A 14,348-nucleotide genomic window follows, 5' to 3' on the forward strand; every position below is an offset into this window, starting at 1 on the left:
CAGGGTTCTCCCGGAGATGATAAGAGAGAAATGGCGAACACAGTTTTCGTTATTTGAGACTAATCAGACAGGGCGGATGCGTTTCTGGCTGCGTTTGGGCAGGCCATCGACCACTAAATTCCACGAGTCGTTCACCAGTTCTTCCAGTAACGACTCTGTAATATCGTCACCGGGCGCAACGGAAATCCAGTGCTTTTTATTCATGTGATAACCGGGGGTTATGCTGGGGTAAATCTGCTGATTTAACAACGATTTTTCCGGGTCGGCTTTCAGGTTAATCACCGTGCGACGGTTAACGTCGGTGACGATCATAAAAATCTTTCCTTCGACTTTAAACACGTCGTACTCCGGGCCGAACGGCCAGCAGTGCTCAGTATAGGGGAAGGCTAATGCCAGGCGTTTCGCGCACTCGTGCAGCGTTTTTTCGTCCATTAATTTTCCTCGCGGGTGAGGGCGCGCCACATCGCTTCAAAGCCCAGAGAAATAAACTCTTCGGCGCGAGCCGGTTCACGGGCGGCAAATTCCATCGTTGTTTCTGCCAGCGTTAAAAACAGCGCATCGCCGAAGGCGCGATATTCATCGGACATAAAGACCGGCAGCACCGAGCGGTGACAGAGATCGCGCAGTTCAGGAAACAGATCGTCGGCTTTCTGTTCTGTCTCTTTGGTGATTTTTTCGCTGACGGCCAACTGGCGTATGGCGCGATGCCCCTGCGTATGGTTTATCCCCCAACTGATATAGCTGCGCCAGATATAAAAGGTCAGCGCTTTGGCATCGGTCAGTGAACGATCCAGATTGGCGATCATTGACTGGCAGAGACTCTGCTTAAGATAAAGATACAGTTCGTTGATTAACTCGTCTTTGGTTGCGAAATAGCGAAACAACGTTCCTTCCGCCACGCCAGCATTGCGGGCAATCACTGCGGTTGACGCCGCGATCCCGGACTGCGCAATTGCCGTGGTTGCTGCCTCCAGTAATGCCTGTTTTTTGTCTTCACTCTTCGGACGAGCCACTACACTTTACCCTCAGGTTGGTCTAAAACTGTGATTGAAACACGGCGTATGCAGCGCCGCAACGGTGAATGTCAAAGATTGAAAATCATCTTGACGCGAAACGTCCGATTTCTATAATGAGTGCTTACTCACTCATAATCAAGAGTCAGTCGCGCAAACCATCGGACAGGCGCGCGTTTTCAGGTCAGGATATGAAGCGTCTCACAGTTTGTGTGGTTGTTATTATGCTCATTGCCAGTGCAGCAGCGTTACCGTTTGTCCTTAATGCTGGCTTCGGCCAGGCGCCGCAGGGGGCTCAGCTTAGCCAGGTTGAACAATCTGCAAACTACCGGGACGGACAATTCCATAATCAGATACCGACACCGGGCTATACCGGAAACAAAAGTATGCTCGCGGCGTGGTGGGAGTTTCTGGTCGCAAAGCGTGAGAATGCGCGCCCCGCTCAGCCGCTGCCGCTGGTTGCGACCGATCTTGCCAGTCTGCCTGCTACTGAAGATACCCTGATCTGGCTCGGGCATTCTTCGTGGTATCTGCAACTGGACGGCAAACGTATTCTGATTGACCCGGTGCTCAGCAGTTATGCCGCGCCGTTTTCCTTCCTTAATAAGGCCTTTGCGGGAGACTATCCGTGGACGGCGCAGGCGATGCCGGCAATCGATCTGCTGGTCATCTCGCACGACCACTATGACCATCTGGACTATGCCACCATCAAGGCGTTAATGCCCAAAGTGAAGCGTGTGCTGACTCCGCTGGGCGTCGGTTCGCATTTGCGTTATTGGGGAATGAATAGCGACATCATTGAAGAGCGCGACTGGAATCAGTCCGTGCGAATTGACGATTCGCTGATGATTCACGTTCTGCCTGCGCGGCATTTTTCTGGCCGCGGCATCAAGCGCAACCAGACGCTGTGGGCCAGTTTTCTGTTCGAAACGCCGGAACAGAAAATTTATTACAGCGGTGACTCCGGCTACGGGCCTCATTTCCGGGCCATCGGCGAACAGTTTGGCGGCATCGATCTCGCCATTATGGAAAACGGTCAATATGACCAGGACTGGAAGTACATTCATATGATGCCGGAAGAGACCGCTCAGGCCGCTGTGGATTTGCGGGCAAAAGCGATACTGCCCGGCCACGCCGGCCGCTTTGTGCTGGCCAAGCATACCTGGGACGACCCGTACAAACGGCTGGCGCTGGCCAGTCGACATAAAGCGTACCGTCTGCTCACGCCGATGCAGGGTGAACCGGTAAAACTGGACGACCCGGCGCAGCCGTTCACCGTCTGGTGGCAGCAGACCTCAAATTTGCAGGAGAGGAGTTCCGAATGACCATTTCTGCTCAGGTTATCGACACGATTGTCGAGTGGATAGATGATAATTTGAATCAGCCGCTGCGCATCGACGACATTGCGCGCCACGCGGGGTATTCCAAGTGGCATCTGCAGCGTCTGTTTTTACAGTACAAAGGGGAGAGTCTGGGACGCTACATTCGTGAGCGCAAACTGCTGCTCGCGGCGCGGGATCTGCGTGAGTCCGACGAAAAAGTGTATGACATTTGTCTGCGTTACGGGTTTGACTCTCAACAGACCTTTACCCGCATTTTCACCCGCACATTCAACCAGCCGCCGGGTGCCTACCGTAAAGAAAACCACAGTCGGGCGCACTGAAGTGACAGAGAACCGTGTTGTATGACAGCACGGTTCTGTTCACCACAAATTGCGGGATTTCACCGGCTCAGTGAGCCAGCGAAAACCAGCGACGCCAGACGTAGCGAATCACGAAATATTCAACAGCGCCAAGTGCTAAAAACCACAGGCAGAACAGCAGCGTATAGAACTGGTTGAGATCCATCAGATGGAAGGTCGCAACCAGCTTTTGCGCCAGCACCAGCCCCAGCGAAGGCGCTGGCAGCAACAGGCAGGAGAGAAAGGCCATCAGCAGAATACCGGCGGCGGTCATCAGTGATTCAAGCGGGTGTTTCATGGCAATGTTAAAGGTGAGTTAAAAAAGCCATTGTCCGGGATCTTCACCGCTAACGCAAACCGGCGCCGCTTACCCGGCCCAAATCTCACCATGTTTTTTCACCAGCCCGATGAGCGATCCGCCATCGCTGACAAACTCACGCATTTTTTGCGCTTCGCTGGTACCCTGTTTAACCTGCCGGGTCACGGCTTCAATCGCGCTTGCGGCGCCAACTTTATCGGCGGATGGCGCGACTTTTTCCAGCAGGCGCAGCGTGTCCTCTGAGATCGAACGATGGTCGCCGGTATGCACGTCGGTCAGAATCCCCTCCAGTCCGTAGCGACAGGCCTGAAAACGATTGAATTTATACAGCAGATAGTCACGCTCTTGATGCTTAAACGGCCGTTCCGTCAGTATCCAGTGCGCGGTCGCCTGAATTAAACCGGCCATATTGATAGCATGGCTGAGCGTGAGCGGTGTATCCATCACTCGCACTTCGACCGTACCAAAATGGGGGCTGGGGCGAATATCCCAGTGCAAATCTTTAATGCTGTCGATCATGCTCGTATAGCTGAGTCGACGGAACAATCCTTCAAATTCCTGCCAGTTGCTGACCCACGGCATGGGGCCGTTATCCGGAAAACCAGAGAAGATGTTCAGTCGCGACGAGGCGAAGCGGGTGTCTGATCCTTGCATGTAAGGTGAAGAGGCTGAAAGGGCAATAAAATGCGGGACAAAGTGCGACAGCCCGTGCAGCAGGTAAATCGCATCATCTCCACTGGCGCAGCCGACGTGAACATGCTGGCCAAATACGGTGGCCTGTTGAATGAGATAGCCAAAGTTTTCCAGCGTGCGTTGATAGCGTTCGTTATCGCATACTTCCTGGCGCTGCCATTTCTGAAACGGATGCGTACCGCCGCCGCAAATCTCCAGATGATGTTCCGCCGCCGCTTGCAGGATCACCTGCTGCATCGCGGAAAACTGCGCCGCCGCCTGATCGATATTGTGGCAAACGTCAGTGGCCATCTCCAGCATGCTTTCGGTGATATCGTGCTTCACTTCGCCGGCGCGCACCCGGTCTTTCACTGCGGCAATCAGCGTCGAAGAGTCCTGGCTCAAATCATATCCCGGCGGATTAACCACCTGCATTTCCAGTTCAATGCCGAGGGTGTACGGTTCAGAAACGTGAAAATCGGGTAGTGGCATAGTGTTCGCTTCTCCTTTGATTTGTCAGATGAGTATAGAAGCGAGCGCGGGTTTCGGCGTGGCGGAAGAAATCTGAATTCGCTGCTTTGAAGGTGCATCGGGAACTGCTATAACCAGATTTTATCCTTGCGTAAGGAGTAATCGGTGCCGGAAATAAATGAATACGGTCAGACGGTGGGCGACGCGCTACCGGACTGGCATGGCGCGTCCGTTCTGCAACGGAGCGTGCTGGAAGGCCGCTACTGTCGTCTTGAGCCGCTCGATCCTGAACGTCATGCCGCCGATCTGTTCGATGCCTATGCGCAAGCGAACGACGAGCGGGACTGGACGTGGCTGGCGAGCCGCCGACCCGATAGCGTTGCGGCGACGCTCCACTGGCTCAGTGGAAAAGCGAACGATGACGCGCTGGTGCCATTTGCCGTCGTGGATAGTCATGCGGAACGCGCGGTAGGTCTGGTCTGTTATATGGCTATCGAACAGGCGCATGGCTGCGTTGAAATTGGCCATGTCACCTGGTCGCCGCGGATGAAAAATACGGTTCTCGGCACTGAAGCTGTCTGGTTGCTGTTGCGCTACGCCTTCGCCCAGGGATATCGCCGTGTGGAGTGGAAATGCGACTCGCTGAATCTGGCGTCGCGCCGCGCGGCAGAGCGCCTGGGATTTGTCTTTGAAGGCCGCTTTCGCCAGAAAATCGTCCGTAAAGGCCGCAACCGGGACAGCGACTGGCTATCGATGATTGATGGCGAGTGGCCTGAATGTGACCGCGCGTTGCAGCGCTGGTTAGCGGCGGAGAATTTTGACGCGCAGGGCCAGCAGATCAAAACGCTGGCCCAGTGTCGACAGTAACAGACTTAACGTCGCGCCGGTTTGCGTACCGGCGCATCGCCTGCCACGTAATAACGCGCTGTGCTTTTCGCCAGCGGAGCGCGACCGCGAATGGCATCGGCAATTTTCTCGCCAATCATAATGGTCGTTGCATTCAGATTGCCGGTGATAATTTGCGGCATGATCGACGCATCCACTACGCGCAGATTCTCAACGCCATGCACTTTCCCTTCACCGTCGACCACCGCCATCTCGTCAAAGCCCATTTTACAGGTGCCGCAGGGGTGAAATGCCGTTTCTGCATGCTCACGCACAAACGCGTCCAGTTGTTCGTCAGTTTGACATGCGATGCCGGGGCTGATCTCGCGCCCGCGGAATTTATCCAGCGCCGGTTGGTTGATGATTTCCCGCGTGATACGAATCGCATCGCGGAACTCCTGCCAGTCTTGTTCTGTTGACATATAGTTAAACCGAATCGCCGGATGTTCGCGTGGGTCGCGGGATTTCAAATGTACATGACCGCGACTCGGCGAGCGCATTGACCCGACGTGGCACTGGAAACCATGTTCTTTCACTGCGTTAGAACCGTTGTAATTGATCGCCACCGGCAGGAAATGGTACTGAATGTTCGGCCAGGCAAAGGCTTCGCGGCTGCGGATGAAACCGCCCGCTTCAAAGTGATTGCTCGCCCCGATGCCGGTTCCGCCAAACAGCCATTCAGCGCCAATCTTCGGCTGATTCCACCATTGCAGAGCGGGGTAAAGCGACACAGGCTCTTTGCACTCATATTGCAAATACATTTCGAGATGATCCTGCAGATTTTCCCCAACGCCGGGCAGGTGATGAACCAGCGGGATCGCAAAGGCCTTTAATAACGCAGCATCACCCACGCCGGAGCGTTGCAGGATTTGCGGTGAAGCAATCGCCCCTGCGCACAGCAGTACTTCTTTGTTTGCCCTGGCGCGGGTCGGGATCGTGCTGTCGCCTTCCAGCCACTCCACGCCGACGGCTTTCTTGCCGTCAAAGACAATATGGTCAGTCAGCGCATGGGTCACAATGGTGAGGTTAGGGCGCTTTCTCGCCTGATCCAGATAGCCTCGCGCGGTGCTGGCGCGGCGTCCATGAGGCGTGACGGTACGATCCATTGGGCCAAAGCCTTCCTGCTGATAGCCGTTCAGGTCGTCAGTCCGCGGATAGCCTGCCTGAACACCTGCCTCGATCATCGCTTCAAATAACGGATTTACGCCCGGTTTTGAGGTGGTCACGCTAACCGGACCGTCGCCGCCGTGATAGTCATTGGCGCCGATATCGCGTGCTTCCGCTTTACGGTAATAGGGCAGGCAGTTGAGATAACTCCAGTGTTCGAGTCCAGGCTCTTGTGCCCAGTTGTCGAGATCCATCGCGTTGCCACGAACATAGCACATGCCGTTAATCAGCGAAGATCCACCAAGTCCTTTTCCGCGTCCGCACTCCATCCGGCGGTAGTTCATATGCGGTTCGGGTTCGGTTTCGTAGGCCCAGTTGTAGCGTTTTCCCTGTAACGGAAAGGCGAGTGCTGCCGGCATCTGGGTACGGAAATCCGCACGGTAATCCGGGCCGCCCGCTTCCAGCAGCAGGACGGTGGTATTGCTGTCTTCTGTCAGTCGTGTAGCCAGTACGTTACCGGCAGAGCCGGCACCAATAATGATGTAGTCAAAATGCAATGAAACCTCCTGGTTAAAAGACGGACTGGAAGGGGGCCATCTCGAGCTGGATGGACTTCACCTGGGTGTAGCTTTGCAGCGTCATCAGGCCATTTTCGCGGCCGATACCGGAATGTTTGTAGCCGCCAACCGGCATTTCGGCAGGGGATTCACCCCAGGTGTTGATCCAGCAGATCCCTGCTTCAAGCTGATGGATGACGCGATGGGCGCGGTTGAGATCCTGAGTGACCACCCCCGCCGCCAGGCCGTAATCGGTGTCGTTGGCGCGACGAATAACCTCGTCTTCACTCTCGTAAGTCAGAATGGTCATCACCGGTCCGAAGATTTCCTCGCGCACAATGCTCATGTCGTCGCGGCAATCGGTAAACACCGTTGGTGCCACCCAGGCTCCCTCATCGAATGCTTTTCCTTTCAGCACATCACCGCCGCAGAGCAGCGTCGCACCTTCTTTTTTACCGCTTTCGATATAGCGCAGGACGTTTTCGCGGTGGGGGAAGCTGACCAGTGGGCCAAAGTTGGTGGCGGGATCAAACAGATCGCCTGCGCGGATCCGCGCGACGCGAGCAAGAAGGGTCTGTTCGAAAGCACTTTTCATCCGCGCCGGAATGAACACGCGGGTTCCGTTGGTGCAGACCTGTCCGGAACTATAGAAATTTGCCATCATCGCGATGTCTGCGGCGAGATTAACGTTAGCATCCTCGAAAACAATCAGCGGCGATTTACCGCCCAGCTCCATCGTTACCTCTTTTAGCGACGAGGCGGCAGCGTTTGCCATCACTTTTTTACCGCTGGCGACGCCGCCGGTGAAGGAGACTTTGGCGATGCCCGGATGGTCGGTCAGATAGTGGCCCGTTTCCGCGCCCTCGCCCGGCAGGACATTAAAGACGCCGTCCGGCAGACCCGCTTCGCTGTAGATTTCCGCCAGCTTCAGAGCGGTCAGTGGGGTGACTTCGCTGGGTTTGAAGATCATTGCATTGCCTGCTGCCAGCGCAGGTGCGGATTTCCACAGCGCGATTTGAATCGGGTAGTTCCACGCGCCAATCCCGGCGACGACGCCCAGCGGCTCGCGGCGAGTGTAGACGAACGCGGTCTCGCGTAGCGGGATTTGGCTCCCTTCAAGCGCGGGAATCAGCCCGGCGTAGTATTCCAGTACGTCTGCGCCGGTGACGATATCGACACTGGCGGTTTCGCTGAATGGTTTGCCGGTATCCAGCGTTTCCAGTCTCGCCAGTTCATCATTGCGTTCGCGCAGGATGTCCACTGCACGGCGCAGAATGCGCGAGCGCTCCATAGCGCTCATCGCCGCCCAGATTTTTTGTCCGCGCTGAGCACTTTTTACTGCGCGATCAACATCTTCACGTCCGGCGGCCTGGACGGTTGCCAGGGCTTCACCCGTGGCCGGGTTGATCGTCTCGAAGGTACGACCGCTGGTGGCGTTGGTATAGCCACCATCAATATAAAGCTGTTGTTCTGCCATTCGGGACATGCATTCTCCTCGGTGAGTCAGTGGCTTTTGGGTAAGTGCTGCCTGATGAAATGGGTGGTCAACGCCTGCGCAAGACTGAGATTAAACGGCTTACCGCTTAGCGCGGCGCGTAGCCACAGCCCGTCGATCAGCGCCGCAAGTCCATAGCCTGCCTGTTGCGCCTGTTCACGAGGCAGTTCACGCGTAAATTCGTACACGATATTCGATAACAGACGTTTGCTGGCGACCTGTTGCAGGCGATACAGCATCGGCTGATGCATGCTGCTGGCCCAGAAGGCCAGCCAGGCTTTCATGGCGGCATGGCTTATCTGCGTCTCGTCAAAGTTTCCCGCCACGATGGCCCGCAGGCGCAGTTCGGCGCGTGCTCCCTGTAACGCATGGAGTCGATGCAAAACGGCGTGACGAAGCTGGCTGGTGATGTCGCGCATCGTTGCCTCAAGCAATCCATTTTTATCCTTAAAGTAATGGCTAATGATCCCGGTTGAGACCCCGGCACGGCGGGCGATTTGCGCAATCGTCGCATCATGCATTCCGACTTCATTAATCGCTTCCAGCGTGGCGTCAATCAGTTGCCTGCGCCGAAGGGTTTGCATCCCCAGTTTGGGCATGTTACGGCTCCATTCATCAGTAATGTTTATGTATTTAACCTTTTATTGATTGAACGTTCAATATAAATGTGTCTTAATTGTTGCGGATTTGATTTCAAATAGTTACAGGAAAAGTGAGGATAATTGATGTCAGACCTTCCGCAGAGCAGAGAAAAGGACAAAATCAATCCGGTGGTGTTTTACACCTCCGCCGGGCTGATTTTGTTGTTTTCCCTGACGACCATTTTCTTTAGTGATTTCTCCGCCGTCTGGATTGGCCGGACCCTAAACTGGGTCTCAAAAACCTTTGGCTGGTACTACCTGCTGGCCGCCACGCTGTATATCGTCTTTGTGATTTTTATCGCCTGCTCACGCTTTGGTTCGGTGAAACTCGGTCCGGAACAATCGAAGCCGGAATTCAGCCTGCTGAGCTGGGCAGCGATGCTGTTTGCCGCCGGCATTGGGATCGACCTGATGTTTTTCTCGGTGGCGGAACCCGTCACGCAGTATATGCAGCCTCCGGAAGGGGCAGGGCAGACCATTGAGGCAGCGCGTCAGTCGATGGTCTGGACGTTGTTCCACTACGGGCTGACCGGCTGGTCGATGTATGCCCTGATGGGCATGGCGCTGGGTTATTTCAGCTACCGCTATAACCTGCCGCTGACCATTCGTTCTGCGCTCTATCCGATCTTTGGTAAACGCATCAACGGACCGATAGGGCATAGCGTTGATATTGCAGCGGTCATCGGCACCATTTTCGGGATCGCCACCACTCTGGGCATTGGTGTGGTGCAGCTTAACTACGGTCTGAGCGTGTTGTTTGATATTCCTGACTCGATGGTGGCAAAAGCGGCGCTGATTGTCCTGTCGGTGGTGATCGCCACCATCTCCGTTACCTCCGGGGTGGATAAGGGCATTCGCGTACTTTCAGAGCTGAACGTTCTGTTGGCGCTGGGGCTGATCCTGTTTGTGCTGTTTATGGGCGACACCTCGTTCCTGCTTAACGCGCTGGTGCTCAATGTGGGCGACTATGTGAATCGCTTTATGGGGATGACGCTCAACAGCTTTGCCTTTGACCGCCCGGTTGAATGGATGAACAACTGGACGCTCTTTTTCTGGGCGTGGTGGGTGGCCTGGTCGCCGTTTGTCGGCCTGTTCCTCGCGAGAATCTCACGTGGGCGCACTATTCGCCAGTTTGTTTTCGGCACGCTGATTATTCCGTTTACCTTTACCCTGTTGTGGCTGTCGGTGTTCGGCAACAGTGCGTTGTATGAAATTATCCACGGCGATGCGGGTTTTGCCCAGGAAGCGATGGCGCATCCGGAGCGCGGATTCTATAGCCTGCTGGCACAATATCCCGCATTCACCTTTAGCGCTTCCGTCGCCACCATCACCGGTCTGCTGTTTTATGTGACGTCAGCCGATTCCGGCGCGCTGGTGCTGGGCAACTTCACCTCGAAGCTGAAGGATATCAACAGCGATGCGCCAAACTGGATCCGTATCTTCTGGTCGGTGGCCATCGGGCTGCTGACGCTGGGAATGCTGATGACCAACGGGATTTCAGCCCTGCAAAACACGACGGTGATCATGGGCCTGCCGTTCAGCTTTGTGATTTTCTTTGTGATGGCCGGATTATATAAATCGCTCAAGGTAGAAGATTACCGCCGCGAGAGCGCCAGCCGCCATACCGCGCCGCGCCCCATGGGAACACAGGATCGGCTGAGCTGGAAAAAACGCCTCTCGCGACTGATGAATTACCCCGGTACGCGCTATACCCGCGAGATGATGAAAACGGTCTGTTATCCGGCGATGGAAGAGGTCGCGCAGGAGCTACGGTTGCGTGGCGCGAGGGTTGAACTGCAAAGTATGCCGCCAGAAGAAGGGGATAATCTCGGTCACCTCGATCTGCTGGTGCATATGGGCGATGAACGTAACTTTATCTACCAGATCTGGCCGCAGCAGTATGCCGTGCCTGGTTTCACCTACCGTGCGCGCAGCGGGAAATCGACCTATTACCGGCTGGAGACCTTCCTGCTGGAAGGCAGTCAGGGCAATGATCTGATGGACTACAGTAAAGAGCAGGTGATTACCGATATCCTCGACCAGTACGAACGTCATCTGAACTTCATTCATCTGGATCGTGAAGCGCCAGGAAATGGCGTGTTGTTCCCGGGCATGTAGGACTTTCTAAACGTTTTCCGAAAATGCGTTTGAGCTGTATAAATATACAGTGATGAATAAAAAGAAAGCCCCAGGGTGACAGTACTATCAACCTTGAGGCTACTACTCCAAACCTGAACAATTCGGATTGCAGTCTCTTCTTCGCATGGAGGCAATATATGCTGACGAAATATGCCTTAATGGCAGTCATCGCACTTTGCATTACGGTGCAGGGATTCACGCTCCTGGTGAGGGACTCACTCTGTGAGTTCAGCGTCAGGGAGCGTGGCATTGAGTTTAAGGCAGCTTTCGCTTACGAATCGAAGAAGTCGCCGTTATGCGGGGAGTTATCCCCGCGTATCCGCTTGCCTGGTCTGGATGAGACGGCACCCGCTTAATCACCTCGCCCGCAGTCAGTCATGGCTGCGGGCGAATTTTTTAATTCTCCTGCGTTTGCCAGCGGGTACGTTCAACGGCGTGCTGCCATTCATGCCAGCGTTTTTGTAACCGCCCATGGCGTTCGGCGTTGGGCTGGAAGGTAACATGTTCGGGCAGATAACGTCGGAGCTGATCAGTATTAACGTTGAGCAGGGCTTTGCGTGCCAGTAATGCCGCGCCGATCGCCGAAAGTTCAGGCACGTCGCTGCGCATCACCGGGCAGCCCAGCAGATCGGCCTGATATTGCATCAGCCAGTCGTTTTTGGTCGGGCCGCCATCCACCATCAGCGCCGTCAACTGAAAGTCACTGTGCTGGCGCATCGCCAGCATCACATCGGCAATTTGATAAGTGATCGATTCCAGCGCCGCACGAACCAGATGAGCACGCTTCACGCCGCGGCTTAATCCGTGAATGAGTCCGCGGGCATTCTCATCCCACCAGGGTGCGCCCAACCCGGTCAGGGCTGGAACAAAATAGACGCCCAGCGTGGAATCGACCGTGGCGGGTAGCGTATTGAGTTCATGAGCCAGTTGCGCTTCAGGAAGCTCGCTTAACCCGGTGCTGTCCACCATCCAGGCCACGGCGTCACCGGTATGGGGAATATTGCCTTCCAGGCCATATACCCGTTTGTCGCCATCGTGCCAGGCGACCGTCGTGGCCAGCGCGCTGACGTCGCACTGTGCTGACAGCACGGGCGCCATCACCGAGGAACCTGTTCCGTAGGTGGCTTTGACGCATCCCTGCGCGCCCAGTCCGTGAGCAAACAGCGCCGCATGCGAGTCGCCAATCATCGCCAGAATCGGAATGCCGTCGGGGATCTCGCTCAGTCCCTGGGTTACGCCGAAATGGGCACTGGAAGGTGAAATCTCCGCAAGCGCCTGTCGTGGGATACCAAACAGCGCCAGCATGTCGTCGTCCCACTCGCCGCGGGTCAGATTAAGTAATTGCGTACGTGATGCATTGGATTGGTCGCAGTGAAATGCGTTGCCACCGGTCAGATTCCACAGCAGCCAGCTGTCAATCGTTCCCAGGCAAATTTCACCTTGCTGTGCGAGTTGAAAGCCATTGGGAACGCTCTGTAGCAGCCAGCGCATTTTAGAGGCGGAAAACAGAGGGGCGACGGGGAGACCGGTCACGGCTTTAATTTGCGCCTCCCGGCCGTGTTCACGTAATGTTCGGCAAAAATCAGCGGTACGCGAACATTGCCAGGTTATCGCCGGGCCGAGGGGCCGCCCACTGGCCCGATACCAGCCGATGGCCGTTTCACGCTGGTTGCTGATGGCCAGCGCCGCTACGCGATTCGCCCCGACGGCCTTTATCGCCTGCGCCACCACCGCCAGCGATGCGGCGATCAGCGCCTCGCCGGATTGTTCAACCCAACCCTCTCGCGGCGTTTGAATCGTCAACGCCCGGGAAAACTTCGCCACCACGTTGCCATTGCCATCCAGCGCGACCGCCTTTGCGTTCGTGGTTCCTTCATCGAGCGCAATAATAATGTCTTGTTCTGCTGACATAGTCTTCTCCAGCCTTATATTGTCCCGATGGCTTAGCGATGGAAAAACGTATCCACGCCGAGGTAACGGGTGAAGGCTTCATGCAGAATTTCGGCGCTGGCTGAATGGTTCATGGCAACATGGTGCTCAAAGCCATTACGACAGATCCACGCCAGCAGGTTTTCCAGGTGAGGCACCTGAATCACCGCCCGGCAACCGACAGTATCGAGCGCATCGTCCACCGACTGTCCTTCGCCGACGTAGGCCTTGATTTCCCCGGTCAGATCGTCAGTGCTCATGCGGAAGTAGGTTAACGTACCGGGCTTCATCCTGCCGTGTACGGCGCCGCAAGTATTCTCTTTGCCAACGGTGGTGCCGATGATGTCTGCGGTCCCCATTTTGGGGTTTTCCAGACTGGCTGAGGCGAAGTTCCCACAGTGGAACAGGACGCACTTATCGCGATCGTCGCCGAAGTTATTGTTCCAGTCGGCGATTGAGGCCGGACTGAGATTACTGCTGGCGAGCGCATACATTGAGAGCGCGCCCATCACGTCCACTTCACAGGCGCTGGGCATCAGTTGCCCGGACATGACGCTCATGATCGAGCAGACGTTGATGCCGAGATTTTCCTGTAACGAGGTCCAGCACTGGATGGCAGTGGTATCAATATCATTGGCGATCACCCAGTCGCTTATCACCACAAACAGTTTTGCCATGGTGACGAGTTTATCTGCGGGGATCGCACTGGCGTCGGCGTTATCGATCAGCAGACGGCGTTTTTCATCCACGCGGATATCGTCATCGCGCAGCTGTTTGATACGGGTAAATACTTCGGACAAATCCAGCGTTTCGACGGCAATACCCAGTCTTTCCAGCAGTTTTTCGCTATAACGAACGGTGTTGAACCCGGCAGGCCGCGCGCCAATGGCCCCCACACGCACGCCGCGCATACTGCTGACAACGCGGCAAATTTGCTCAAAGCGTTTGAGATCTTTTTCAAATACCTCCCCCGCTAAATCACACACATGCTGGGTGGTCAGGGTGAACGGAATCCCGTACTGACGCAGGTTATTACATAGCGAGATTTTACCGCAGAAGCTGTCGCGGCGGGTCGCCAGTCCCATTTTATCAAGATTATCTTCCTGAGCCTGAACCAGTACGGGGACATTCAGACCGGAGAGGCGCAGCGTCTCGGCCACCGCTTTTTCATCGCCAAAGTTGGGCAGCAGGACCACGACACCGTGGATCTCATCGCGATGCGCACGAAACAGTTCTGCGCAAATTTTGGCATCCTGGCGGGTTTCCACACCGCCGAGCTCGGTTTGGGTGTCGTCGAGCATGATGGTTTTGATGCCGAGGCGGTTAAATAAAGCAGTTGCCTGTTCGCGGGCTTCTGCGACCAGATAACTCGGGAAGAAACCCCGGTTACCAATGATCACCGCCATGGTCAGCTGTTGAGGGATTCGGGACATAGCTTT

13 protein-coding genes and 1 pseudogene are annotated in these 14,348 nt (G+C 55.5%); 5 read left to right on the forward strand and 9 right to left on the reverse strand.

Translation table 11 applies throughout. The features are described 5' to 3' along the window. Positions 1 to 63: 63 nt before the first annotated feature. Entirely contained in the window at positions 64 to 432 is a 369-nt protein-coding gene (locus QNN88_RS12180; RefSeq protein ID WP_414240456.1) for an MmcQ/YjbR family DNA-binding protein, read from the reverse strand. After that, entirely contained in the window at positions 432 to 1,013 is a 582-nt protein-coding gene (locus QNN88_RS12185) for a TetR/AcrR family transcriptional regulator (RefSeq protein WP_414240457.1), read from the reverse strand. Before QNN88_RS12185 ends, QNN88_RS12180 begins: the two co-directional genes overlap by 1 nt. A gap of 191 nt (positions 1,014 to 1,204) precedes the next feature. Between QNN88_RS12185 and QNN88_RS12190 the strand changes: the two genes are divergently transcribed. Together QNN88_RS12190 and QNN88_RS12195 are read left to right on the forward strand one after the other, a co-directional pair. Further along, on the forward strand, positions 1,205 to 2,338 hold the full coding sequence (locus QNN88_RS12190; RefSeq protein WP_414240458.1) for an MBL fold metallo-hydrolase: 1,134 nt from the start codon (positions 1,205 to 1,207) through the stop codon (positions 2,336 to 2,338). Then, positions 2,335 to 2,676 (forward strand): RamA family antibiotic efflux transcriptional regulator, encoded by a 342-nt coding sequence (locus tag QNN88_RS12195; protein WP_043001487.1) that lies wholly within the window; start codon positions 2,335 to 2,337, stop codon positions 2,674 to 2,676. Before QNN88_RS12190 ends, QNN88_RS12195 begins: the two co-directional genes overlap by 4 nt. Before the next feature lie 67 nt (positions 2,677 to 2,743). Here QNN88_RS12195 and QNN88_RS12200 read toward each other — a convergent pair whose 3' ends face one another. Next, positions 2,744 to 2,992, reverse strand: a complete 249-nt coding sequence (locus QNN88_RS12200) for a DUF1158 domain-containing protein (RefSeq protein WP_043001486.1) — start codon at positions 2,990 to 2,992, stop codon at positions 2,744 to 2,746. A 69-nt stretch (positions 2,993 to 3,061) separates the two neighbouring features. After that, complete coding sequence (locus QNN88_RS12205) at positions 3,062 to 4,177, reverse strand: YbdK family carboxylate-amine ligase (protein ID WP_414240459.1); 1,116 nt, start codon at positions 4,175 to 4,177, stop codon at positions 3,062 to 3,064. Between the two features lie 144 nt (positions 4,178 to 4,321). Between QNN88_RS12205 and QNN88_RS12210 the strand changes: the two genes are divergently transcribed. Further along, complete coding sequence (locus QNN88_RS12210; RefSeq protein ID WP_414240460.1) at positions 4,322 to 5,023, forward strand: GNAT family N-acetyltransferase; 702 nt, start codon at positions 4,322 to 4,324, stop codon at positions 5,021 to 5,023. Positions 5,024 to 5,028: 5 nt separating this feature from the next. On the opposite strand, the gene betA is transcribed toward QNN88_RS12210, so the two are convergent. From betA to betI, 3 genes are read right to left on the reverse strand one after another with little or no spacing between them, the layout of a single operon-like run. Continuing rightward, on the reverse strand, positions 5,029 to 6,705 hold the full coding sequence (gene betA, locus QNN88_RS12215; RefSeq protein ID WP_414240461.1) for a choline dehydrogenase: 1,677 nt from the start codon (positions 6,703 to 6,705) through the stop codon (positions 5,029 to 5,031). A 13-nt stretch (positions 6,706 to 6,718) separates the two neighbouring features. After that, on the reverse strand, positions 6,719 to 8,191 hold the full coding sequence (gene betB / locus QNN88_RS12220; protein WP_414240462.1) for a betaine-aldehyde dehydrogenase: 1,473 nt from the start codon (positions 8,189 to 8,191) through the stop codon (positions 6,719 to 6,721). 17 nt (positions 8,192 to 8,208) lie between these two features. Continuing rightward, positions 8,209 to 8,799 carry a transcriptional regulator BetI gene (betI, locus tag QNN88_RS12225; RefSeq protein ID WP_414240463.1) on the reverse strand — a complete coding sequence of 197 codons (591 nt, stop codon included), beginning with the start codon at positions 8,797 to 8,799 and terminating at the stop codon, positions 8,209 to 8,211. A 126-nt stretch (positions 8,800 to 8,925) separates the two neighbouring features. On the opposite strand from betI, the gene QNN88_RS12230 reads away from it, so the two are divergent. Further along, positions 8,926 to 10,959: a choline transporter gene (locus QNN88_RS12230; protein WP_414240464.1), complete on the forward strand. Its 2,034-nt coding sequence runs from the start codon at positions 8,926 to 8,928 to the stop codon at positions 10,957 to 10,959. 158 nt (positions 10,960 to 11,117) lie between these two features. Next, positions 11,118 to 11,267 (forward strand): annotated as a pseudogene (locus tag QNN88_RS12235) (Hok/Gef family protein); the annotation flags it as partial. Between the two features lie 109 nt (positions 11,268 to 11,376). On the opposite strand, the gene QNN88_RS12240 reads toward QNN88_RS12235, so the two are convergent. Both QNN88_RS12240 and QNN88_RS12245 read right to left on the reverse strand, forming a co-directional pair. Beyond that, positions 11,377 to 12,891 carry an FGGY family carbohydrate kinase gene (locus QNN88_RS12240; protein WP_414240465.1) on the reverse strand — a complete coding sequence of 505 codons (1,515 nt, stop codon included), beginning with the start codon at positions 12,889 to 12,891 and terminating at the stop codon, positions 11,377 to 11,379. A 32-nt stretch (positions 12,892 to 12,923) separates the two neighbouring features. Next, positions 12,924 to 14,342: an L-fucose/L-arabinose isomerase family protein gene (locus tag QNN88_RS12245; RefSeq protein ID WP_414240466.1), complete on the reverse strand. Its 1,419-nt coding sequence runs from the start codon at positions 14,340 to 14,342 to the stop codon at positions 12,924 to 12,926. Positions 14,343 to 14,348: the final 6 nt, after the last annotated feature.

The organism is Citrobacter sp. ANG330 (assembly GCF_047467925.1).
Classification (GTDB): domain Bacteria; phylum Pseudomonadota; class Gammaproteobacteria; order Enterobacterales; family Enterobacteriaceae; genus Citrobacter_A; species Citrobacter_A amalonaticus_G.